Source organism: Pseudoxanthomonas mexicana, from assembly GCF_014397415.1.
GTDB lineage: Bacteria > Pseudomonadota > Gammaproteobacteria > Xanthomonadales > Xanthomonadaceae > Pseudoxanthomonas_A > Pseudoxanthomonas_A mexicana.
On record NZ_CP060731.1, the window covers coordinates 1,420,160 to 1,442,241 of the forward strand.

The 22,082-nt window shown below is 66.0% G+C and carries 25 protein-coding genes; 6 read left to right on the forward strand and 19 right to left on the reverse strand.

Going from position 1 to position 22,082, the window contains the following annotated elements:
• Positions 1-42 precede the first annotated feature (42 nt).
• The 3 genes from IAE60_RS06385 to IAE60_RS06395 are packed head-to-tail and all read left to right on the forward strand — an operon-like array spanning position 43 to position 1,045.
• Entirely contained in the window at positions 43-249 is a 207-nt protein-coding gene (locus tag IAE60_RS06385; protein WP_199917100.1) for an IS66 family transposase, read from the forward strand.
• Positions 246-515, forward strand: coding sequence for a hypothetical protein (locus IAE60_RS06390; protein WP_003050070.1), 270 nt, complete (start codon positions 246-248; stop codon positions 513-515). Before IAE60_RS06385 ends, IAE60_RS06390 begins: the two co-directional genes overlap by 4 nt.
• A gap of 47 nt (positions 516-562) precedes the next feature.
• A complete protein-coding gene (locus IAE60_RS06395; protein ID WP_013520789.1) occupies positions 563-1,045 on the forward strand; it encodes an AAA family ATPase in 483 nt (160 codons plus the stop codon).
• Between the two features lie 50 nt (positions 1,046-1,095).
• On the opposite strand, the gene mobH is transcribed toward IAE60_RS06395, so the two are convergent.
• Positions 1,096-2,958: a MobH family relaxase gene (mobH, locus tag IAE60_RS06400; RefSeq protein WP_003050081.1), complete on the reverse strand. Its 1,863-nt coding sequence runs from the start codon at positions 2,956-2,958 to the stop codon at positions 1,096-1,098.
• Positions 2,959-3,273: 315 nt separating this feature from the next.
• On the opposite strand from mobH, the gene IAE60_RS06405 reads away from it, so the two are divergent.
• The 3 genes from IAE60_RS06405 (at position 3,274) to IAE60_RS06415 (ending at position 4,989) form a co-directional block, all read left to right on the forward strand.
• Positions 3,274-3,900: a hypothetical protein gene (locus IAE60_RS06405; protein WP_003050085.1), complete on the forward strand. Its 627-nt coding sequence runs from the start codon at positions 3,274-3,276 to the stop codon at positions 3,898-3,900.
• A gap of 12 nt (positions 3,901-3,912) precedes the next feature.
• Positions 3,913-4,545 (forward strand): RES family NAD+ phosphorylase, encoded by a 633-nt coding sequence (locus IAE60_RS06410; RefSeq protein ID WP_003050087.1) that lies wholly within the window; start codon positions 3,913-3,915, stop codon positions 4,543-4,545.
• Positions 4,546-4,629: 84 nt separating this feature from the next.
• Positions 4,630-4,989 carry a DUF3742 family protein gene (locus tag IAE60_RS06415; protein WP_013520788.1) on the forward strand — a complete coding sequence of 120 codons (360 nt, stop codon included), beginning with the start codon at positions 4,630-4,632 and terminating at the stop codon, positions 4,987-4,989.
• Between the two features lie 6 nt (positions 4,990-4,995).
• Here the strand turns inward: IAE60_RS06415 and IAE60_RS06420 are convergent, their stop codons facing one another.
• From IAE60_RS06420 to traD, 18 genes are all read right to left on the reverse strand, one after another.
• A complete protein-coding gene (locus tag IAE60_RS06420; protein WP_003050092.1) occupies positions 4,996-6,519 on the reverse strand; it encodes a conjugal transfer protein TraG N-terminal domain-containing protein in 1,524 nt (507 codons plus the stop codon).
• Positions 6,520-6,534: 15 nt separating this feature from the next.
• On the reverse strand, positions 6,535-6,882 hold the full coding sequence (locus IAE60_RS06425) for a hypothetical protein (RefSeq protein WP_003050094.1): 348 nt from the start codon (positions 6,880-6,882) through the stop codon (positions 6,535-6,537).
• Positions 6,879-8,273 (reverse strand): integrating conjugative element protein, encoded by a 1,395-nt coding sequence (locus IAE60_RS06430; RefSeq protein WP_003050095.1) that lies wholly within the window; start codon positions 8,271-8,273, stop codon positions 6,879-6,881. The genes IAE60_RS06425 and IAE60_RS06430 overlap by 4 nt, the downstream gene beginning before the upstream one ends.
• Positions 8,274-8,283: 10 nt before the next feature.
• The gene (locus tag IAE60_RS06435) at positions 8,284-9,201 is read right to left on the reverse strand and encodes a TIGR03756 family integrating conjugative element protein (RefSeq protein WP_199917180.1); all 918 of its coding nucleotides are present in this window, start codon (positions 9,199-9,201) and stop codon (positions 8,284-8,286) included.
• A gap of 26 nt (positions 9,202-9,227) precedes the next feature.
• Positions 9,228-9,674 carry a TIGR03757 family integrating conjugative element protein gene (locus IAE60_RS06440; RefSeq protein ID WP_013520787.1) on the reverse strand — a complete coding sequence of 149 codons (447 nt, stop codon included), beginning with the start codon at positions 9,672-9,674 and terminating at the stop codon, positions 9,228-9,230.
• A 163-nt stretch (positions 9,675-9,837) separates the two neighbouring features.
• Positions 9,838-10,332, reverse strand: a complete 495-nt coding sequence (locus IAE60_RS06445; RefSeq protein ID WP_003050103.1) for a JAB domain-containing protein — start codon at positions 10,330-10,332, stop codon at positions 9,838-9,840.
• 176 nt (positions 10,333-10,508) lie between these two features.
• The gene (locus tag IAE60_RS06450; protein ID WP_003050104.1) at positions 10,509-11,273 is read right to left on the reverse strand and encodes a DsbA family protein; all 765 of its coding nucleotides are present in this window, start codon (positions 11,271-11,273) and stop codon (positions 10,509-10,511) included.
• A gap of 24 nt (positions 11,274-11,297) precedes the next feature.
• Entirely contained in the window at positions 11,298-14,180 is a 2,883-nt protein-coding gene (locus tag IAE60_RS06455; protein WP_003050106.1) for a conjugative transfer ATPase, read from the reverse strand.
• On the reverse strand, positions 14,180-14,629 hold the full coding sequence (locus IAE60_RS06460) for a TIGR03751 family conjugal transfer lipoprotein (RefSeq protein WP_003050109.1): 450 nt from the start codon (positions 14,627-14,629) through the stop codon (positions 14,180-14,182). The genes IAE60_RS06455 and IAE60_RS06460 overlap by 1 nt, the downstream gene beginning before the upstream one ends.
• On the reverse strand, positions 14,610-16,028 hold the full coding sequence (locus IAE60_RS06465) for a TIGR03752 family integrating conjugative element protein (protein ID WP_013520786.1): 1,419 nt from the start codon (positions 16,026-16,028) through the stop codon (positions 14,610-14,612). The genes IAE60_RS06460 and IAE60_RS06465 overlap by 20 nt, the downstream gene beginning before the upstream one ends.
• On the reverse strand, positions 16,018-16,932 hold the full coding sequence (locus IAE60_RS06470) for a TIGR03749 family integrating conjugative element protein (protein ID WP_013520785.1): 915 nt from the start codon (positions 16,930-16,932) through the stop codon (positions 16,018-16,020). The genes IAE60_RS06465 and IAE60_RS06470 overlap by 11 nt, the downstream gene beginning before the upstream one ends.
• Positions 16,929-17,621 carry a PFL_4703 family integrating conjugative element protein gene (locus tag IAE60_RS06475; RefSeq protein WP_013520784.1) on the reverse strand — a complete coding sequence of 231 codons (693 nt, stop codon included), beginning with the start codon at positions 17,619-17,621 and terminating at the stop codon, positions 16,929-16,931. The genes IAE60_RS06470 and IAE60_RS06475 overlap by 4 nt, the downstream gene beginning before the upstream one ends.
• The gene (locus IAE60_RS06480; protein WP_013520783.1) at positions 17,618-18,028 is read right to left on the reverse strand and encodes a TIGR03750 family conjugal transfer protein; all 411 of its coding nucleotides are present in this window, start codon (positions 18,026-18,028) and stop codon (positions 17,618-17,620) included. The genes IAE60_RS06475 and IAE60_RS06480 overlap by 4 nt, the downstream gene beginning before the upstream one ends.
• 11 nt (positions 18,029-18,039) lie before the next feature.
• A complete protein-coding gene (locus tag IAE60_RS06485; RefSeq protein WP_013520782.1) occupies positions 18,040-18,399 on the reverse strand; it encodes a TIGR03745 family integrating conjugative element membrane protein in 360 nt (119 codons plus the stop codon).
• A 16-nt stretch (positions 18,400-18,415) separates the two neighbouring features.
• A complete protein-coding gene (locus tag IAE60_RS06490) occupies positions 18,416-18,649 on the reverse strand; it encodes a TIGR03758 family integrating conjugative element protein (RefSeq protein ID WP_013520781.1) in 234 nt (77 codons plus the stop codon).
• A complete protein-coding gene (locus IAE60_RS06495; protein WP_013520780.1) occupies positions 18,646-19,029 on the reverse strand; it encodes an integrative conjugative element protein, RAQPRD family in 384 nt (127 codons plus the stop codon). Before IAE60_RS06495 ends, IAE60_RS06490 begins: the two co-directional genes overlap by 4 nt.
• 98 nt (positions 19,030-19,127) lie before the next feature.
• Entirely contained in the window at positions 19,128-19,889 is a 762-nt protein-coding gene (locus tag IAE60_RS06500) for a TIGR03747 family integrating conjugative element membrane protein (protein WP_013520779.1), read from the reverse strand.
• A complete protein-coding gene (traD, locus tag IAE60_RS06505) occupies positions 19,886-22,078 on the reverse strand; it encodes a type IV conjugative transfer system coupling protein TraD (RefSeq protein WP_013520778.1) in 2,193 nt (730 codons plus the stop codon). The genes IAE60_RS06500 and traD overlap by 4 nt, the downstream gene beginning before the upstream one ends.
• Positions 22,079-22,082: the final 4 nt, after the last annotated feature.

Below are 22,082 nucleotides of genomic sequence, written 5' to 3' on the forward strand. Positions count from 1 at the left end.
GCTGTGCGCGGCCGAGCTGATTTCGGATTTCGTATGGGCGTAATGCATTCATCTGAATGCGCAAAGAGCATCAGACTTACTGTTGCCCGCTCGACGCTGGCACAGTGGGTCGGTGCGTGCGGCGCGCAACTGCAGCCGATGGTAAAGGCGCTGGATGACGAACTGCGTCGCCACGTGGTGCTGCACGCCCACGAGACGCCGATGCTCAAGCCCAAGCATCTTGGCGACGGCAAGGCGTACCCAACGTGATCCGCCGTCTGGCGGCGACCCAGCCCATGCTCGACAAGATCGTCGGCCACCAACGCCACATCGCTCAGGCCTACGGCATATCGATGGAGCATGCGCGCTGGCTGTTGACCACCGTGGCGTTCCACTGCCTTGCCGTGGCCGACACGGTGTACTCGGTCGCCGAACGGGAACCCGTCGTGGATGCAGACCGTGCGACGGAGGAAGCCGAGATGGAGGCCGAACTCAACAGGGCATGCACGCACTCATTGTTGGCATGCTGGCCTTGATGGATGCTGATGGCCTTTCAGGAGATAGTTGATCGTCGTTCTCGTTTGTGGGGGTTGAATGGAAATCCAGGGATGCCGTAATTGAGGAGCCTGGACGGCGTATCGTTCAGGAACAAACACGCACGGGCGGCCAGGCCCTGCCGTGGCTCGACATGACGGCCTTCCTGCGCGGGGCCATCGACCTTGCGCTAGACAACCATGCCAATGCGCCACGCAGCAATACGCAATGGGTGTTCTTCGACCGTGGCCTGATCGACGCGGCGGCAGCACCCCAGGCACTGGACGGCACTACTATTCTGGACACGATTGCCCAGTCGCATCGCTACCACTCGCGCATCTTTCTGGCCCCGCCGTGGCCTGAAATCTATGTGCAGGACGAAGAACGCCGTCACAGCATGGATGAAGCGCGGGCTGAATTCGAGCGGCTTCAGCGCACCTATCCAGCGCTGGGCTATGCGGTATCGCGGTTGCCCAAGATCAGAGTGGCGCAACGCGCTGACTTTGTGCTGGACACCTTGGCTAGCCGCTAACCTACCAAGGCGAACTCTACCGTATCTCACCGCCACGTAGGACTCCATGCTCAAATCTCTTGCGTAACTCTGAGATAAGGATTGTTGGGTGGTACTGCATCGAACAACCAATTCGCATCGATCAGCAAATACCCATGCAGCTTCCGGGACTTGCGCGGCCCGGTGACTTCACAGATCCAGATGTTCAAGCCGCTGTCGTGCTTTCGATGCAACCCCAGTTTCTCAAAGCGCTTCTGCACCCACTGCCAATCCGGCATCTTGTCCTGCCGTGCCAGCGTGCCGACATGAGGGTGCTCCTGGACGTAGCGCTGGAACACACCTGGGCTGACCAAGTAGGCCGTGTCATTCACGGAATGCACGAGCGCTTTTGCGTCGTTGATGATGAGCCGGCGCGAAGCAATTCCCTGTTTCAGCCACATCATGAAATGTTCGCCTGACGGGGGCGCTGCTGTTAGGGGTGGTTTAGCAGTAGATGGTGGTGGCGAAGGAAGCACTGCGGCAGTCGCTGGCATAGGAGTGCTGGGGTCTGCGGGGTAGCTTCTCTGTGCAACCGGCTCCACATCCTGCTCGGCACCAGGCGAGCCGCTCGTGCTCACCATTGCCAGCATGTCCTCCATGACATCGGACACGGGCTGGGCCTTAGGCGGTGAGGCGGTGACGGTACTACTGCCTTCCCAAGATGGAAGTTTCTGACCGTTCGGGGCTGCCTTCGCCATGGCCGCAGGCGGCATTTTCGGCGCCTCGGCGTCGTTTTCGGCGACTGCCGCGTCGATCGCTACCGTGCCTGCAAAAGGCGTCGGTCGCTCGCCAGATTCCCAGATCAGCGCAGGAGCGAGGCGCAACAGGGTGAACGAGTGGGACCAGCCGGTGGAACTGGTTATGGTCGCGCGCCAAATAGCCTTGCCGTCGGGCGCCGGCTGCAACATGCCGTGATCCTGGAGGACGTTGAACACCGCGGTGTTGTTCGCAGGGATGCCATCGACGCCTTGGGACAGCAGGTGCGCACGCAGTTTGTCCGAGACCGTTTTGCTCACCAGCCACAGGGCATCGTCGGTGAGCCAGCCATCGGAGGCTTCCGGCTGGTTCAGTTTCAACTGTTCCTTGAGCAGGTAGCGCAACCCGTCGAGCAGCTTGCGCTGCAGCGCGTGCTTGGGCGCAGCCATGGCGCGGGCCGGATCGCCGCCCAGCTCCTGGGCCACCGAGGCCCGGTCTGCCTGCACGACAAGTTCGCCCAGTACGCCGGCGTGCTCGTACTGCCCGGCCAGGACGTAGAGCAGTGGTGCCCACAGGGACGGATAGCCGCTGAGCCAGTCCAGGGCCTCACGGTCGAGCAGTTGGTGGTAGAGCAAACCTGTCGCGGCGCTGTGCAGGCGGTACTCGCGATCGTCGCGGTAGCGGAATCGGTATGGCTGGCGCAGCGGGCCGTGCCAAGGGTGCCAGATGCTGCCGTCGGCCAGCTCGACGTGCAGATCGACGGCGATCTTGCCGATGTCGTGCAGCAGCGCGGCGTAGGCGACGGCGGCGGTCCAGGCTTCGGACTGTGCCGCTTGGTCTTCGGGGCTGGCGCCGATGGGCAGCAGATGGGACTGCCGCAGTTTCAGACTGTAGGCGACGATTTCGAGGCCGTGGTCGAGCATGCCGCCCAGATAGGCATGGTGATGCGCCTCGGAGGCCGGGAAGGCCTGGACCAGCTCGGCGTAGCGTTCCAGGGGCGCTCGGTACAGCGTGGCGAATTGCCTGCGCGACAGCGAGGTGCGCTGCCAAATGTGCTCCAGCAGCTTCTGCCGGCGCGGGGTGGCCAGCAGCGATGCGGCCGACTCGGGCCGCATCAACCCTTTCGGGAGGACGGTGGCGGGTGCTGGCGGTGGCGCGCCGGCGACCGGGGGCCGTTTTCGCTGGAACAGGGAGAGCATGCGGGTGTCCTGTGGCGGGCCGACCGGGAGGCCTTTTTGCCTTTTCGAGGTAGGGCCTTTCCCCTTGCACCCCATTCCCTTGCCGTTTCGGCCCTTTGGCCTTTAACCGTTTCGGTATAGCGGGGCCTGGGTTGCGGTTCCAGCGTCAATGTGGAACCCGCACGAATGGATTGCGCGGCGACCAGCCGCTGGCCTCGGCCTATGCTGCGGAGACGCTGTTTTCGCCAGGTAGGTTGCTCTCTAGGCGTCAAAGTTGACAAATGCGACAAAGGCGACTAGAGTAAGTCCTGTCTCAAACCTACCTGGGAGATGACCATGCCCACCGCCATTGAATTCATTGCCGACCGTCTGCCGCGTGTCACCGTGGAGGATGTGCGCCGCTTCGCGGATACCGTCGAAATCCGGGATGCGCCGGCTTTCGCGGCCGAGTTGCAGGCGTTCATTCACGAGCGCGTGGAGGCGGTAAAGCTGCCAGCCAACCTCGAAGGTGAAACGGTGGAGCACGCCTTGAAGCGTAAGACGGCTGCGCTGCGCGCTGAGACGCGCTGGGCGCCGACTGAAACCGACGTCCAGCGAGGCCGCGCCGTGCTGCTGGAAACCTTCAACCAGCCGCACAACCTGCCGCCCGCGGAGTACGCCAAGCTGGCGGACAAGTCGCGCCAGCAGATCTACAAGGACATCCTCGCCCGTCGGCTGCTGGCGCTGAACGTGGGGCCGCGAGGCCAGAAACTGCCCGACTGGCAGCTCGACCCGGTGAAGCAGCAGTTGACCCAAACCGTGCTTCAGGAGGTCGAGGGCATCGACCCTTGGACGATCTACCGCGCACTGTCCGAACCGCTCGAAGGCTTGGGCGGCCGCTCGCCAGTGGATGCGGTGACGCATGGCACGATCGACGACGTGGCCGAGGCCGTGTTCAACGTGCTGGGCGTTCAGGTGCATTGAAGCGAGATCGCCATGAGCCACGAGCTGCCTTCGTTCCTGATCGATGCCGGTGAGCTGCTCCAGCATGTGAGCCGCGTCGTCTATCGGGGCAGCCCGCTGTACTATGGCCGCAGCAGCACCAATCGCTACGATGACCCGGCCCAGGCCTACGGGGTGCTCTACCTGGGGCGCGACCTGCCCACGGCGCTGATGGAGTCGGTGTTTCATAAGCACCAGTGGCTTGCGGACACGAAGCGCTCGATCGCGCTGAAAGAAGTCCAGAGCCGGATGGTGCGCGCAGTGGGCGTGATGGACGACGTGCTTCTGGCCGACCTCACGGCGCCGGGCGTCATGGCGGGCTACTTCGGCCTGAACCTGGAGCAGTTGGCCAGCCGCGACTACACGCACACGCAGCAGGTGTCGGCCCAGGTGCATGCGATGCTTGGAGATGACGGCCAGGTGCTGTTCGACGGGGTGCTCTATCCGTCGCGCAACAACTATCCCGCCAAGAGCATCGCGCTGTTCGAGCGTGCCAGCGCGAAGGTCAGTGTCATCGAGGACATCGATCTCGTTGACCATGTGGACTGGCCGCGTTTCGTTGCTACATACCGCATCGGCGTGGAGCCCGACCCTGGCCCGTTGGAACCGGATGACGAAGCGTCCTGAAGCAGCAAGAGAACACATTGAAGCCCTAAACAGAATGAAATGGACCAAACTGAAATAGGCATCCCTCAGCAGTAGGAGACGACCATGAACACCACGACTCGCACCAGCACCGCAGAACGCCTCGGCCGCGCCTTTGGCCGCGGATGGCGTGCCTACGCGCGCTGTGAACGGCGGGCGTCGAACTGGTTGGTTTCCAAGGGCATGCCGACGGCTGGAGCCACCGCGCTCGTGTGGATGGTTAAGCTGGCTGCGCTCGGGGTGCTGCTGTACACCACCTTCTGGCTGGCCCTGGTGATGGTGTGCGTCATGGTGGTTGCCTGGATGGCCCGCAACACCGACTTGGGCGAGGAGTTGCCCGAGCCAGAGTGGCGAAACGGACCAGCAGGATTCGGCCTATACACCTACGAGGGTTTCCGCATTGATCCTCATGTCGAGGACGACTAGCAGCGATCACTTCTTCGACACTGCATTGATCGCAATGCTTCCTCCCCTTCCGCCAGCAGCCTTGGCATCTCCGGTGGCTCCTGCGAGGCCTTGCAACACGTTGCCGGCACGAACGCCCGCCCAAGCCAAGGCCATGATCCAGAACGTAGGCAGTACGATGAACATCGTGCCCGTGACAAACATCAGGAGCATGTCTCCGAAGGCGTTGTTCAGCCCCACCAGCGGGTCGAAGTTGGTGTGCGGCCGATTCCAGCCGAACCCCCAGCCATAGAGCGCATCCAGGATCGTCGAATCGATCCAGCGCGCAAGCTGAAACCAGAAGTCCGTGAAGAAGAGCGCGAACTGCACGACGCTGACGGTAACGACCGTCTTCAGATCGTAGGTGCCTACGACCAGCACAAGCGGGATGCAGATGACCAGCGCCATCTTGAGCAAGGCGAGGACCATGGGCAGAGACTGTCTCACGACGTCCATGGCGGGAAACGCGGCAATCGCGCCGACGGCCATCCCAACGTCTCCCGTGGCCCGCGTCACGATGTTCGGCAAGGTCTTGTCGATCTGGCCGCCATAGTCCGTATAGACGCTACCCTGGTTCAATTTCTGTTGCCGCGGTGACGCGATGGCGCGGATCACCGAGTCGTCCACCTCGGCCCTGCTCAGGAACCCGGCCCAGCCTGCCAGGCGATTCAACAGGTTCGGGTCCACCTGTCCCAGCAGGCGTGCCCGCAGGCCATTGCCGCCATCGGCCCACCACTGCCTGCAGGTCGGGTAGCCGCCACCGCTGCCCACCTGTGCAAGCCCCGCATCGCGGGTGCTGTCGTAGGGCCAGTCGTCGCGCGGCGTGCTTGAGCGGTAGGTGTCGTAGTAGCCGCCCGTGTCCGTGAAAAACCTCGACCCTATCCAGGTCACGTCGTGCATCTGCTGCTCATCAAGCTGAGGGCGCTGCATGAACAATTTGGCCCGCGCAGGCCCATAGCAATCCCGCGAGAAATCCGCTACTTCCTGAGCCAGTACCGGGTCGTCAATGCGGGTCGCGTCGATCTCCATGCGCATCTGCCGCAGGTCCGTGCCGCATGGGATCGCCGCCACCGAGGCGCTCGTGACGGCGCGCGAGAGCGCGTGCATGAAAGCCCACCAGACCGGCACCTTCGCCGACTGGTTGTTGATGGTGCTGAAGGACTGCGACCAGCCGGTATCCGTGGGCTGCGGCACGCTGACCTGGCACTGGGCCGAGCGCGAGCTGTCGTACTGGATGGTGTTGAGGTCCACGTCGATGAACGGGATGCCAGCGAACATCACCACCACGATGGCGACGAAGACCCGGTTCTCGATGCGCGCAGCCGAGAGCACGCCCTTGTTGCCTTCGTCGGCACCTTCCGCACGGGCCTTCAACCACTCCTGCACGATGATGGCGACGAACGGCAGCGCGAATACTCCGCTCGACACCAGCACCGCCCAGATGCCGTTGTTGACGATCCAGGACACCAGCGTCAGGTAGTACTCCAGGTAGTCGGTCGTAAAAAGCGTCATGGCGCGGCTCCCTCTTCAGCTCTGCATCAGCAGGCTGGCTTCCAGCGCCACGATGGCGACGACGCCGGCGATCTCGCTGCGCACCAGGCGTCGCCGCGCTTGCGCGTCTTCCTCGCGGGCCAGCAGCCGGCGGCGCATCCAGACCCAGCCATAGACCGTCGCGCCGTACAGGCACAGCCGCCACACCAGGAAGTAGCCCGCGCTGGCAGCCAGCCACCGCTCCCAGCCGGCAACGCTGCCGACGAGGTAGATGCCGACGAGATTGGCGCCCACGGCCGCGGCGATGATGACCACCGCCAGGAGCAGCGCCTTTGCCGCGCGCCGGCTGAAAAGCCAGCGCGGGCGCAGCCAGGCCGCGTTCATGGCGTGCCTCCCGGGTTGCCCCGCTGCAACCGATCGAGGCGGTCGGGCACCGGGTCGCCTTCGTAGATGCCGCGCGAGCCGGCCGCGCGCGTCCCGTGGCGCTGGATGATGGCCATGGGCGAGTTGTTCGCCAGTTCGCGCCGCAGTTCAAGTTCGGTCTTGAGGTTGCGGATCTCCTGATCGAGCGTGTCGCTCTCGTGGTTCACGGCCTCGACCGCCAACTGGTTGGCCGCCACGTTGGGTTCCTTCTTGCCGGTCAGCAGGGTCCGCTGGAGCAGCAATGCCTTCTCCAGCACGGACGACAACGCGACCTCGGACGCGAGACGTCGCGCCAGCAGGTCTTGGTCTGGCTCGTCGCGCAGCGCCTCGATGACGCCGCGTGTAATGGGCAGCGAGGTGCTGCCGGCTGCATGCAGGTTCTCGAACGTCGTGTTGCGCGTCCCAGAGACCAGTTCCTGCAAGGCCTCCAGCTTGGTCTCGTACTCCTCCTGGATCAGCGGCGTCAGCCCGACGCCAGGCACGGTCTCGGTCTTGGTGCAGGAATCACACGTGCGCTGTACCTGTTCCCCGAGAACCCGCGTCGCCCATTCGGTCGCCTGCTGCGGCGACGTCCAGGTCTGGCAGGACAGGCTCGCGCAACTGGCGGGCGCGATGGAGGACGTGTCAGTCACGCTGCGCCCGTTGACCAGGTTGTAGCCCGCCCGCGTCACGTCACCGACCACCCGGATGGCCGACTGGCCCGCGCCGCCGGCATTGCTGCCGCCCACCCAGGGCACGCCGTCGTTGCCGCGGCGCGTCTCGGCCTGCTCGATCGCCGATACGGCATCCGTGCTCGACACCGCATCGCGCAGCGCCATGCCTTCCGCCATCTGGCTCCATCCGAGCTGGCCGCCCGCCGTCTCGGCCATCTTCTCGGCCATCGCGCGACACGTCAGCTTGGAGCGGTCGAAATCCAGCCTCGCCTGCAGCACACCATTGGTCAGCAGGTTGTACAGCCCCGGATCGGCACGCTGGATGATCAGCGCCGGCAGCGATGCCACGGCACTGGTCGCGCTCTGGATCACGTTGCTCATGATCTGCTGGAACCCATTCGTGATCCCATTGAGCTGATTGCGCAGCGTGGTCTGGATGCTCATGTCGCCGCAGATGAGGTTGCTGTTCCAACCCAGGCCGACCCCGATCGAACGCATGCCAGCGGCGCGGCCCATGGACACCGCACTGCCACCGCCGATCGAGTACATGACCTCATCGCCGATGACGGGGCCGCTGGTCTGGAAGCCGGCCTGCGCCCACGCGAGGCCACAGACCAGGGCGAGCGCGCCGGCTAGCGCCGTGGGGCGCAGCGGGCGGCGAACCTTGGCGGATGGGTTCATCAGTTCAGGACGCTTCATCGCCGTACCCTCAATAGAAATCGACGCTGCCGAGGAACACCTGGCCCCGGCGTTCGCAGCACGCATAGGGCCGCCACAACGCCCAGGCGTAGTCGCCTTGTTGGGCCTGTGTCAGGAAGCCGTTGCGCGGGAAGACCGTGCAGGACGAGGACAGGACGGGCGTGAGTTCCTGCCACTTGCCGGTCGAGGCATCGCCCTCCATCAGCGCGCCGGCCGGCCAGTAGCCATCGCGGGAGTTGGCGAGCAGCGGCTGATAGACGTGGATCTGCCCGCGGCGCGTGACCACATCGCCGGCCCGTTGGGCCACCACGGCACCGGCCTTGTGGTCGTCCGTCTGGTGCAGGAAGCCGCCGCGCGGATAGACGTTGCCCCAGAGGTTCAGGGTCGAGCGCGCGCCGACCTCGCGCATGCCCGGGATCAATGCCTCCGGGTACACCATCTCCGGTACGTTGTAGCGCCAGGCCGGCGTGTCCAGCGTACTGAGCAGGTACGGCATGAAGGCCGTGCCTGCGCCCTCGCAGAAATAGCCCGAGGACGAGACGAACTGGTTGAACACCTCGACGCCGGGGTGGCCGATGACGTCCGCGTTCTTGAACTTCGCGAGATTGTTTTCGTGATCTTCATTGGTGGTGCCGTCCCCGCCGGCCTGGGCCGAAGGGTTGGGCGTGCTCATGGCGCGCACTTCGACCCAGGGGTTCTCGCCGGTGTTCGAGTAGGACGAAACCACCGCATCGGGGATGTAGTGCCTGACCTTGACGGACGTGCGCACCGTGCAGCCGGTCCAGGTGCAGTAGAGCCAGTAGCAGATACCCACCACCCGGTACTCCAGGCAATCGGGCGAAGCCACTGAACCCACGATGGTCGCCGTGTTCAGGGCGTAGCTGCCCGTGGCGCTGAGCAGCAGCACGGAGGTGACGGCAGCCCGCATGCGGCGCAGAAGGTCGAATGAGCGGATCACGGTTCGGCCCTCCGGTGCTGTTCGATGCGCGCGATGGCGCGGGCCACGTCAGGCTCGCCATAGACCACGTAGCGCTGATCCACCACGACAGCCGGAATGGTGGTGATGCCCAGGCTCCATGCGTCGGCAACGCCCTGGTATGCGGTGGCGATGCGACGCTGGAGGTCAGCGCCCCCCTGGCTCAGCCGGCGCTTCACGATGGCTGTTGCCTGTCCGGGATCGGCGGGCAGCGCCGCAGAAAGCTCCGCTTCGATCCGGGGCGCTTCATCCAGCTCGATCAGCTGCTCGCCACCCATGGTCCTGACCGGGTGACGGCTGTCGGTGATGATCACCACATCGGCGGCGAAGCTGGCCGGGCTGAACACGGCCAGGGAAGCCGGCAGCGCAACGGCCAGGCCAAGGGTTCGCCAGCCCGATGCGAACCTGGATGAAGATGCTGGCATGTCGAGCGCCCCCAAGAGTTGTCAAGGGCCATAGTCAAACGCCGAACGCCATGCGGCCCCAACAAACAATGCGCATCGCGGACTGCCCGCATACCTGCTTGTCTTGCGCCAATGAAAAGCGGAGGCCGAAGCCTCCGCGTGGATCAAGGAGCCGGTGCCATTGCTACAGCAGGCCGGATTCCGCAAAGGAGAACGGGGCACCCTGGCCGACGATGATGTGGTCCAGTACCCGCACATCGATGAGCGCCAGCGCGGCTTGCAGTTGCTGGGTCAGCATGCGATCCGCGCTGGACGGCTCGGAGACGCCCGAAGGATGCTGGTGGGCGAAGACCACCGCGGCGGCATTCAACTCCAGCACACGCTGCACGACGACACGCGGATAGACCGAAGTCGCGTTGATCGTGCCCCTGAACAGCGGCTCGTAGGCCAGCACCTGGTGCAGGCTGTCCAGGAACACAGCGGCGAATATCTCATTGGGCTCAGCGACCAGTTTCAGACGCAGGTAGTCCCGTACAGCGGCCGGTTGGCTGAGGCACGGTCCAGCTTTGAAGACCCGTCTCTCCAGCAGCACGATGGCTTGCTGGATGATCCAGTCCTCGTGTTGGGCAGCGATGGCGGAAAGCGACTCCAGGCAGGAGTCATTGACGGCGAAAGACATGGCGAACCTCCAGACGGTGAGATCGGAGGGCACTCGCCCTGGGAGGGCAAGCCCTCCTGGGGAACGAACAAGGTGCATCCATCACCGCGGCAGCGGTGATCGTTCGCGGCCAGGATGCGAGGCGAACGGGGTTGTGGTCAGCGCAGCGGACTGCGCCGTAGCCTTGAAGACCGGGGCTACCTGGGCATGTCGCCGACGACGTCGGCAGGCATTTCCGATGTGGGTGTGGCGGCGGGATCGCCGGCCGCGAGCATGTCCATGGCCGACAGCAAGGCATCGCCCTCGATCGGGCCCTGCAGCAGGATCGCCTTGCCGGTTTCGCGATCGTGCAGCCGCAGCGACGGCGTGGCGGTCACGCCGCTGTTCGTGGCTTCCGCAGTTTGGGTACGAATCGCCGCGTCGGGCCGCTCGCTCGCAATGCACTGTTCGATGGCTGGCGTCAGGGCGGGGTGGCGCAGGTCTTCGGGCAAGCCCTGGCCGTCGCTGTGTGTGTGGACATAGACCCACTCGACAGCCTGCCAGAAGGCGGGATGGCCGCCGGCTTCGCCCGCGCATTCCACCAAGCGCGCTTCGGCGGACGCGGCCGGCTCATGCGCGGCCAACGGCAGGTGGTGCCATTGCAAGGCCACGTCCGCATTGCCGGCTACCCAACGCTTGAGGACAGGGAAATAGGACCGGCAGAACGGGCATTCGAGGTCCGCGTAGAGCGTCAGCGTGAAACGACCTGCCGGGTTGCCCATCTGCCAAGGAGGCCCGGCCACCTGCGTCTCGCTGACAGGCGCCGAGGTTTGGGGCGTGGACTCGCCTGGCGAACGGGACACGAGCCAGATCAGCAGCAGCGCAACCAGCACTGCGCCTAACGCCCATGGCCAGCGGGCCCGCCAGCGCCGACGGCGGAACGCCTGGACCTGCATCGGAATGGATGAGCGTTTCTGTTCCATGGCGTTCTCCGGTGCACGGCAGATTCAGGGCAGGGCCAGGGCCGGCGACTCGATGCCGCGTGCCCGGTCGATCTTCTCGGCCACCTTGAAGGCGGCATCCAACTCGCTGACGCCGTGCTGCTGCATGAGCTGGTAGCGCTCGGCCTTCTCTTCGGGTTCGGTCTGCGCGAGCGCGAGATACAGGCTCGGCGGCACGGCGCGGAAGAGCACCTCCATGCTCTTGGAGAGGATGACGCCCTCGGTGAACTTGCCCGCTTCCTTGCGTGCCGAAAGCATCAGCGCCTTCTGCGCCGGCGAGAGTTCGCGGAATCGTGCGATCTTCTCCACCTCGTCCGGCGGCATCGACAGGCAGATCCACCACTCGATCATGTTGAGCATGGGCTCTGCGGCGCGCGGCAGATCGTCGATGTTTTGCGTCGCCAGCCAGAACCAGGCGCCCAACTTGCGCCACATTTTTGTAATTTTCACGACATACGGCGCGAGCAGCGGGTTCTTCGTGATGATGTGGCCTTCGTCGGTCACGTTGATGATCGGGCGGCCGAGATACTGGTCACGCTCCGCGATGTTGTTCACCGTGCTGATGAGGCTGATGTACGCGATCGAGAGCTGCGCGTTGTAGCCCTCACGGGCATAGGTCGCGAGATCCACCAGCGTGATGTCGGCCTCGGGCCACGGCGTGCCGTCGCGGTCGAACATCTCGCCGTCCGTGCCTTGGCAGAACATGTCCATCGCGTCCGCCATCTCCAGCAGCCGCACGCGCCGCATCTCGGGCAACGTCGGGTCCTGGCCGCGGGTGCGCAGCGCATTGCGCACGTCGCGCGTGAGCACCGTGCGCTTCTCGGCCACGCAGTGCTCGGCGGCGTCGAGGATGCACTGGCGGATCAGCGAGCGGTCGGCGCGCGTCATCCTGGCTTCCTCCTTGTCCTCGCCGCCAGTGATCATCAGCCGCGCCGTGATCTCCAGTTCGCCCAGCACGTCGCGCTGTTCGTCCGCCTCCATGGCTGAGGCATCGGGTGGCAGGTCTTCGTCCAGCGCATCGGCATCGAGCGTTTGCACATCGCTGGGCGTTTCGATCAGCCGGCGCGCGTCGGCGAACGGCGCTAGGCTGATGCCCGATCCGGGGGCCAGCTTGACCCGATTCACGGTCAGGCCCAGGCGCCTGGCGAAGTCGCTGAACAAGCCGAAGCTATTGCCGGCTTCCACGATGAAGAGGCGCGGCCGATAAATGGCCGTGACCTGGTTCAGCAGATTGTTGAGCGTGGCCGATTTGCCGGAACCCGTCGGGCCGAACAGGAACAGGTGGGCGTTCATCTGCCGGTCCAGGCGATTGAGCGGATCGAAGGTGATCGGCCCGCCGCCGCGGTTGAACATCGTGATGCCTGGATGCCCCGTACCCTGGGCACGGCCCCACACCGGCGACAGGTTTGCCGCGTGCTGGGCGAACATCAGTTGCGTGTACCACCGGCGCCGATCCTTGCCGGGGTTGTAGCAGCACGGCAGCCAGCGCAGGTAGCTGTTGAGCGGCGCCACCTCATCATCCTCTCGCACCGGCTGCAAACCAGCGTTGAGCATCACGTTCGCCAGGTCCAGGCCGCGCCGATCCAGTTCCGCCTCGTCGCGCCCGCGCAGGTAGAACGCCAGCGTGCCCCGGTAGAGCTTGTGCGCGCTGCCGATCAGCGAGCGGGCTTCATGCACGTCCTTGAGCGTCTGCTCCGACGCCAGCGTCTCGCCCACGGCCTTCTTCGCCAGGTGGTTCAGATCCGATTCCAGGACATCCTGGGGCGTGGCAACCATCGTGAGACAAAGCAAGGTGTCTTCCGGCATCTGGTCGAACAGCGTGTTGATCGCATCGCCCTTGCGGGTCTCGCCGGTTAGATGTCCCGTGCCGGGCGGCATGCGCAGCCGGTCGGTGATCAGCACACGGTGCGGCATGCCGTCGAAGTACCAGGTGCCGTGCTCCACGTCGGAGCGTGGCTGGCCGAAGAACAGCCGCTGGCTGAAATCCCGCCCGCTCGCCAGTTCGATCTCGCCGGCCTCAGTCTCGTCCGGGTAGCGCGCCAGTGCGTAGAAGCGCTCCCGGTCCTCTGTACTGGGCCCGAGCATCGCGGGGCGCGGATTGAGCCACCGCAGCAGCCAGTCGTGGACGTCGGCTGCGACCATGCGCCGTGCCTGGATGCCGGCGTTCGCCAGCCCGCCACACAGGCGGTCGCAGACGATGTTCAGCATCTGCTCGGGCGTCTGGCCGCGGCGGCTTGCCTGCCCGGTGGCACGTCGATAGACCACCATGCGCACGCGCCGCGTCTGCCCGCGCCAGCGCAGCCGCGTGACCACCGTGTCCTCGAACAGGCCGCCGGGCTTGGCCACCGCACGCAGATGGTGGCCGAAGAAGCGCAGGTAGAACTCGGTGAACGCTGTCCCGCGGGCACGTGGCTGCACGTAGTCACGCAGGGTCTGCATGTACTGGTCGAAACTCGGCTCGTCCTGGGCATAGAGCTGGAGCACCCAGGGGTTCTCGTCCAGCTCATCGAAGCTGTCCTGCAGCGCGTTCTCCAAGGCGTCGCGGGCGTGGGCAAGCCAGCCCGGTTCCCGGCCCTCGGTCCCCAGCGGCACCAGCTCGAAGAAGGCCGCCACCGATTGGCCGTCCTCCAGCAACATGGACCTTGACTCGGGCAAGAACTCGACCCAGGGCAGCAGTTCCACGAAGGACGGTGCGACCTCGTACAGCGCCTGCTCGTCGGCCTCCGTCGCCGGTTTGCGGCCCCGGACTGCCGAGCCGGGTTCGGGGATGCCGGCTTGGCGCAAGGCCTCAATGTGGCGCTGCCAGCCGTCCGGCTGCTCGTCATCACCAGCGCCGGATGCGGCCAGCTTCAGCGCGGCCGGCTTAGGCCAGGGAAGTTTCCAGCGCATCAGTAGTCCTCCACGCGCTCACCCGGCATCGCGTACTGAATGCGCTGGTACAGCGGGAAGACGGTCGTGTAGCCGGGCACCGGCACGGGATCGGTGCCGGCCAGGTGCGGGTACACGTACATCACGAGATCGGGATTGGGCAGGCGCTGGAACTGGCGATGGACCTCGTTGCGCGCGGTGCGCGTGTAGCGCATCTGCTCGGCAGGTGCGGCCTGCATATCGGCGTCGGTCAGCGGCCGACGCAGGCTCTGGCGCGCATCGAGCAGTTGGCCGCCGGCGTTCCGTCCGGCTGCGCCACCGCCGTCCCCGGCCTCCTGCTGCCAGATGTCCATCATCGTGCGGTCACCGTGGGTCAGCAGCTTTTCCTTGCTGGTGGCGCAGCCGGCGAGCGCCGCGACGGCGAGGACCAGCGCCAGGCCACGGGCCAAGCTATTCAAGTTCGAGAGCATGGCTTTCTCCTGTGCGGTGATCGACCTTGCGGCCTTCGGGATCGAAGTCGATGGCGAGCGGCTTTTCGAGGTGGACGGCGACCTTCGCGCCGGGCTGGACATAGACGGCGGCGAACGCTTGGCCGTAGAGCTTGTTGACCCAGGCCGACATGTCCCGCACGCCGCCCGCCAGAATCTGGCCGACCGCCTCCTGGCCGCTGATGCCCACGGTGCCGATGGAGCCGTCCGAGCCGACATAGGACATGCGGCCGCTGTCGCTCTCGATGAGCGAGGCCACGCCGGCACCGGCCGCGGTGATCAGGGCCTGCGAGCCGAGGTACTGCTGGGCGTTGCTGCGCCGCTCGCCGCTGACGCAAGGAATGCCGTGGGGATCGCTGATCCAGCCCAAGCCATCGCGCTGCTGGTTGTTCTGCTGGTTTCCTTCGCGGTCTTCGGGGATCGTGCGAATCGTGCCGTCGTTGAAGACGAACGTGATGCTGCGCACCTGGCCGCGCACGCAAGAAAGCGTCCAGTCGCCCGAGGCGGTGCCGCTGAACACGGCGCCGGCCACATCGGGAATGTCGATGCCGTTCGCCGTGAGGTTGTCCGGCCCCACCAGCACCTTGAAGGGGTACGGGTCGTTGACGGTGCCGTCGATCGGCACACGCCCGATCAGCGCTGTCATCGCCACCGAGCCCATGAGCGTGGAGTTCGTGGGGACGGTATAGACGGGCTTTGCGGTCTTGACGCCCGCGGCGCGTGCCCCGGCGTTCGCCACGGTTTCCGCCGTGGTTTGCAACGTGCTCTGCTCGGGGCCGAAGCTCGTCGGGAAGCTCATGCCGCCAGCCGTGCCGCGCCCCCTGTTGCGTCCCTCGGCAGGCTTCGCGTCATCCGGTTCAACCCAGCGCATGCCGCCTTCCATCCCGGCCTCGTCGCCCCCCTGCAGCCCCAGGCCCACGGGCAGATCGGCATGGCTGCCACCGCGCCCACCAATGCTGTCCAGGCGCCGCTGTAGGTCGGCGAGTAGCCCTTCGGTCTGCTGGCGCGTGCTGGCCGCCTGCTCCTGGTCGCGCCGCAGGTTGGAGCGCTCGGACTCCAGCGCAGAGTTGATGCGCTGGTCGATCGAGTTCTCGCGCTGACGCAGGCGCTGGTTCTCTTCGCGCTGGGACTTGTTGTCCGAGAGCGCCGTCTGAAGCTCGGTGCGCAACTGCTTCACTTGGGCGACGAGCGTGGCCACGGTGTCGCGCGGGGTATCGCCTTCGATGCCCAACGCCTTCATTTCTTCTGGCGTGAGCTGGGCGCCGGCATCGCTAGCGGGCGGCGCCGACGTGCTTCCACCCGAGAACAGGCGGATGCCGACGAACAGCACCAGGATGGCGACGGGGATCATCAGCCACTTCAGGAGTCCGTTACTGCGCATGATCGGCCTCCTTGCGTTCGGTGGCTTCGGCTTCTGGCTGCGGCAGATGCACGGCTGGGTCGAAGCGGTGAATGGCCGGCAGCAGCGACTGCGCCAAGCCGTGCCCGCGCGTCACCAGGTACAGGACGGTCGTGTCCTCGGGCACGCCGTGCGGCCCGAGCGCCTCATGCTGGAAGGTCGCCGTCAGGAAATCGCCCTGCAGCACACGCGGATCAAGCGTGACCCAGCCGGCGCTGGTATTGGTCAGGCGCACGGCCGTCACCCATTGGTCTTCCAGACGCCACGACGCGAGCGCGAGTGCGCGCACGGGCAATGTCGGCATCAGCGTGCCGAGGTCCATGTCGCGGCGCAGGTTGATGCGCATGACGCCCGGCAGTGGCTCCACGGTGCGCAGCGGCGCGTAAAGGCTCTGCGCGGCGAAGCGGGTCAGCACCACGGGGATGGGGGTTTCGCGCCGCGCCGGCCGCGCACCCGACTGGTCCTGGGCGCGCGCCGGGGCCTCGGCACCGTTGGACTGATCGCCATAGCGAGCCGGAGTGCTGCTGTCCTCGACGATGCGCACCGGCTCCAGTTCGGCTTCGCCGTCCTTGGGCGCCTCGGCCGCAATGTCCAGCAGGATCAGCGCGCCGGTGTCGGCGTCCTGCAATTGCAGCCGCGTGGGCTCGATTGGCTCGCTGGCGCGCAGGTACACCGCGCCGCCTGCGCTCTGTACGCGCAGGCGTTCGCCCACGCCCGCAGGCACTCCGACGCGGACGTTGCGGTCGATGAACACGATCCGCTCCTGGCCGACCTTCAGCGGCACCGCCAACGGCATGCGTTCCCAGCGCAGGATCTCCACCGCCTGAGCGGCGGGGAACGCAGCCACGGCCAGCAGCCCCAGCAGCATGAGTACAGGGTGCTTCATGGGGTATTTCCTCCTTGAGGCGCGTGCGGAGACAGACCGCCGGATGCCGGGCGCGTCGGTTCCGGGGTGCTGATGCGCTGGGGCGTGCCGTCGTAGCAGTCGAGCGCCAGGCCGAAGGGGTTGCGTGCGGGGTCGATGTCCACCTTGGTGACTTTCACCGGGTAGCGCACCAGGGCGCGCTTTACCTGCTCCGCGCCGTAGTACTCGTCCGCCGTGATGTCCAGCGTCACCACCCAGTCGCGATCGGAGACCGTGCGCACGCGCGCCGTAGGGTCGTCGCCGTAGCCGCGGCCGGGGATTTCGTAGATGCCGCGCACGCGCTGGCGCAGCTCGCCCGTGCTGCGGCGGTAGTCGTAGTCCGCGCGCAGGAAGGCCTGGCAGGACGGCGTGAGGTACGGCGAGAGCGTGTGGAGGTTGCGGGCATAGTCCTCCTCGCCATTCGTGGGCCAACGGTTGAGGGTCTGGAACACGTAGAACGTGAACGCATAGACCGATTCGGGCGGCACCTCCCACCATTTCCGGGTGCTGCCGGAGCGCAGGTCGGGCGGGACATGGATGGTCAGATCGCGTGGCGCGCTCCACCAGCCGCCGCCCATCACGAGGGCGACGATGACCAGCGCGCCGGCACCCAGGCGAAGCGTCTTGATGTGCGCCTGCAGGTGAGCGATCTCGTTCTTGAAGCGGCTCATCGCGCACCCCTTGAAGCAGACCTGCGGGTGGTCCAGAAGCCGGAGCGCGAGATCAGCACATGGCCGCCCACCCAGCCCGCCATCAGCGGATGGCGCGTGGCGATGCGCCATTGCAGTTGCCGGTACAGCCAGGTGTCGGGGCGCCCGCGCTTCAGGCGCCGCAGGATGCCGCCGCCGATGAACACGCCCAGCGCCACGCCCAGCACAACGAACGTCGGCGCCAGCGCGATCGTGCGGAACATCCAGGACAACGGCGCGCCGACCAGCAGGCCGGCGGCGCCGGACAAGCCGCAGCAGATCCACAGCTCGTCGGCGGTGAGGCCGCGCACGACAACGGGGTGGCGGTTGAGCCGATGCGGAAGGAACGTCACGGTCCCGTCCGCACGGACGTGCTGCTGCTCGGACATACCGACCTCACTTACAGGATGCCGGTGGCTTCGGTGAGCAGCCAGATGCCGATCACGAGCAGCACGGCGCCGATGGCGACCGTGAGGCCGAACTGGCCCCACGTCTTGCGGCCGGTGTGGATCTCCGCGTAGGTGCCGTAGGCGTGGTAGCAGACGCCGATAAACATCGACGCCACCACCAGCAGGGCCACAAGCATGATGATGTCGTAGCCGTAGTTGCGGATCGTCTCCATGATGCCGTTGCCGGTGCCGCGCGTCGGGTTCTCCAACTGCGGCAGACCTTGCGCGAACGACAGCGCCGGCAGCGCGGTGGCGCCCAGGGCCACGGCGGCCCGCTGGGCGAGACGGGAAGTGAGGATGCGGTTTGGCATGGTCAGGCCTTTCAGGTCAGGAGAGGAGGAAGAAGGTCAGGACGAGGTACATCGCGACGAAGCGGATGCAGACACCGAGGAACTGGCGCTGGTTGAGGCGGCTCTCGGACCACCCCACGTAGGCCGTTCGGATGGCCCAGACGCCCCACACGAGCAGGACCGCGAACACGACGCCGACCAGGACGGTCGCCATCGCGGAAGGCGCGATGCCGCTGTTGGCTTGAAATGCCGAGACCTGTGCGCCGTTCATGGCTTGCCCTCCGCAGTCGTCGCCGGCAGCGGCTCGGACGCCCGCTCGGTGCGGTAGTCGCCGGCCAGTTCGGAGGGGTCGCGCGGCTGGGCGCGCGACGGTGTGAGATGGGCTCGGATGCCAGCGCGCACGCGCGCCAGGTCAGCCAACAGCCTCGGGTAGTCGAAGTGGTAGCGCTCGCCCGGCGTGATGGGGGTATGCGCGGCGCTGTCCGCGACGGTGCGCTCCAGCGCGTCGAGCTGGCGCAGCGCGGCGATCAGTTCCTGGCGCTGCGCCGGGGACTCGGCCAACGCCATCGGGGACTGCCCCAGCACGAGGGCCGTCACGAGAAAATTGGGCACGCCGCGATGCGCGGCGCGCAGCCAGATCGAAGCCACCATCGCGCCATTCCTGTGTGATCAGCAATGGGTTGATCGTGGAGATCAGGGCTGTTTTAGGCCGCAAACAATAGGAACCTGCGGATGACCGGATTGATGGCTTAGAGGTACTTTTTGAAGCTGCCCGCGGTCAGGCTCACCGCGAGTCCCAGCAAGGCCGCGCTGGGCAGCAGAATCACCAGCGGATGCACCGAAATCGGCAGCGCGAGGTAGGTGACCCACGGCAGCACGGCTAGCGGCATCAACGAGGCTTTCGCACGGTGGTAGATGAAGCCCGATTCGCGGCCCGCGCCGAACCGGCGCACGTCGCGCCGCACCAGCCCGTCGATCAAGCCGACGAAGGCCGCGGTAAGGATCAGCGGTAGCGTGAGCACCAGGACCAGCAGGCGCACCAGGAACGTGAGCGTCGTGAAGGCTGCGGCGATCAGGTAGCTCTCGGCCCAGACATAGACCTGGCTGATGTAGTAGCGGAAGTTGCGCACGCCGTCCTGGCTCTTGCCCTGGCTGGGCGCACGGGCGCGCTCTGCGGTCTGGCTCGTGCGCTCCAGCAAGCCTGAGCGCACGAACACCCATTCGTAGCCGGTATCCACCAGTTGGTGTGCTGTACGCCCTGGCTCCTGCACGACCACGCTGCGCGTGAAGTGGTTCGACAGGTGCCCCAGCTCGTACTGCAGCATCTGCTGGGAATGCCGCCAGCCTTGATCCTTCCAGAACAAGTGCATGCCGACGCACTCCACCACGATCGAGAACAGCAGCGAGCCGATCAGCACCCCGAGCAGCCGGAACGGCAAGGTGATGGTGCCGACGATCAGGCCCTGGCGCTGGTTCTGCTCCCGTTGCGCGGTTGAGGCGGCATCCTTCATGGCGATGCCTCGTTGCCTGCGCTGTCCTCGGCGCCGGTGACCACCGCGCCAGGCTCGGCCGGAGCGGCGTCATCCAGCAGATCGTCGGGCAAGGACGCATCCTGCAAGGCCGGGGAACTGGTGAACTCCCACCACTGCGTGGCCTCGCTGTAGCTCCGGCGCATGTACCCCGCGAGTTGCTGCAAGTCCGCCGGCATCACTTCGTCCGGGTCCGGCGCCGGCAGCGGCATGCGCACCTTCCAAAGCTGGCCGCCCTGCAGCAGCGCGAAGCATTGGCCTTTGGGCAGGCCGACGACATGCGACGGCTCGATCATCGGTACGCTGGTGCTGCTGATCCGGTCCTGCGTGTTCGACGTGAAATCCGTCGCCCCACGGATGTCCGAGCTGTCGGTGGCGCCCGAGACGATGGTGGTCGTATAGACCTCGACCTTCGGCAACTGCCGGGTCAGCAGTTCGGCCGTGGCGGTCTCCCTGACCCTGAGCATGAACAGGTTGTTGAAATTTCCGATCACCTGGCCGGCCTTGGCCCGGTTGCCGATGCGGGCCTCGATGTCCGAGAGGGTCTGCGTGTACGCGGTAACCTGTAGCCCGGCACCACCGCCCTTGTTGATCAGCGGCACGAATTCGTCACCCATGAGTTCATTGAATTCGTCCGCATGGACATTGATCGGCACGCGCGCGCCGGCCGATGCACCCGGCAGGCCGTCGTCGATCCCGTGCTTGTAGATGTGGCCGGCGACCGACACGAGATCGCTGAACATCGAGTTGCCGACTGCGGCGGCGACCTCGGCGTCGGAGAGCGCATCCAGGCCCACATAGACGATGGCGCGCTTTCGGATGACCTGCATCCAATCGAAGATCGGACGTGGGTCGGCCAGGTCGGAGTAGTTCGGTGCCAGAAGCTGGGCGATCTTGCCGCTCGTGAGCTTCTCCAGCAGCGGCAGCAGCGATGCGACGATCTTGTCGAAATAGGTCTTGTCGTAGCGGACGGCACTGCGCAAGCCGTCGAGCACCGGGTCGTAGTTGCGCGCCTGGGAGAGGTACTGCTCCAGCGCCACGACGCGCTTCTCGCGCCCGATCATGTTCCTGGGGATGTTCTTCTCGTTGAGCTTGGCCTCGATCTGGACGATCACCTCCCAGGCCTTGGGCTCCGTCTTGGCGAAATAGTGCTGGGCGTACTCGATGAACAGCGCGTCGATGTTGATGACGTGGCGCTGGATCAGCATGTAGTCCGGGCGCTGCCCCAGTTCCACCAAGGCGCGCGCGATGATGTTGACGAACCGCCACGCGAACTCCCTGAAAGCGGCACTGTTGCCTTCGCCGGAGAGCTGCCCCGCGATGCGCGTCGCCACTTCCGAGATCCGGCCGAAGCGGCCCACGGCGTTGTAGCGGGCGCTGATTTCCGGCCAGCCCAGGTGGAAGATGTAGAACTCGCCTTCGCGGCCCGCGCGTTGGGCCTCGACGTACATCCGCTTCAAGAGATCGGCATCCCCCTTGGGGTCGATGACGATCACGACCTCGTGCTCGCCCGCGGCGTTCTTGCGGCGGATGTCCTGGGTGACGAACAACTCGGCGAGCCGCGTCTTGCCCACGCGCGTGGTGCCCAGCACCAGCGAATGCCCGACGCGCTCGCCCAGCGGCAGGCTGACATCCACCTCGTCGGGTTCGATGCCATGCAGCCGCGGCAGGCCGCCGACCGGCGGCAGCGGGCGCACCGGATTCATGGGCACGTCCCAGCCCGTGAGCGCGGGCAGCCGGGACAGCGGGAACGGCGCGAACTCCAGCCGTTCCTCCAGGCGCCTCGCCAGCCGGTAGGCCGGCGTCGGCTCCACGTACCGGCGAAACTCCGGCCGGTACGTCTGCATCAGCCTATGGGTGTGCTTCTGCTCCCAGAGGAACCCGCGCCCCACGAACAGCCGCTGCTGGCTGACCGGCACGTCCTTGCTCGTCATCACGTACCGCGGCAGGCGGCGGATGTTGCGCCGGTAGCGCAGGATGACGCGGGCATCGCGATAGCGGATTGCGCCGTAGGCGCCGAACGCCAGCGCGCTGCCGACGCCCATCGCTGGGCTCAGCGCGAGCGACCATGGGGCCACCAGGCACAGAAACGCGGCGCCTGCACACGCCGCGACGGTGTATAGCTCCACCGCTGGACGTAGCAGAACCTCGACCGGCTGTTTCCCCGACATGGCT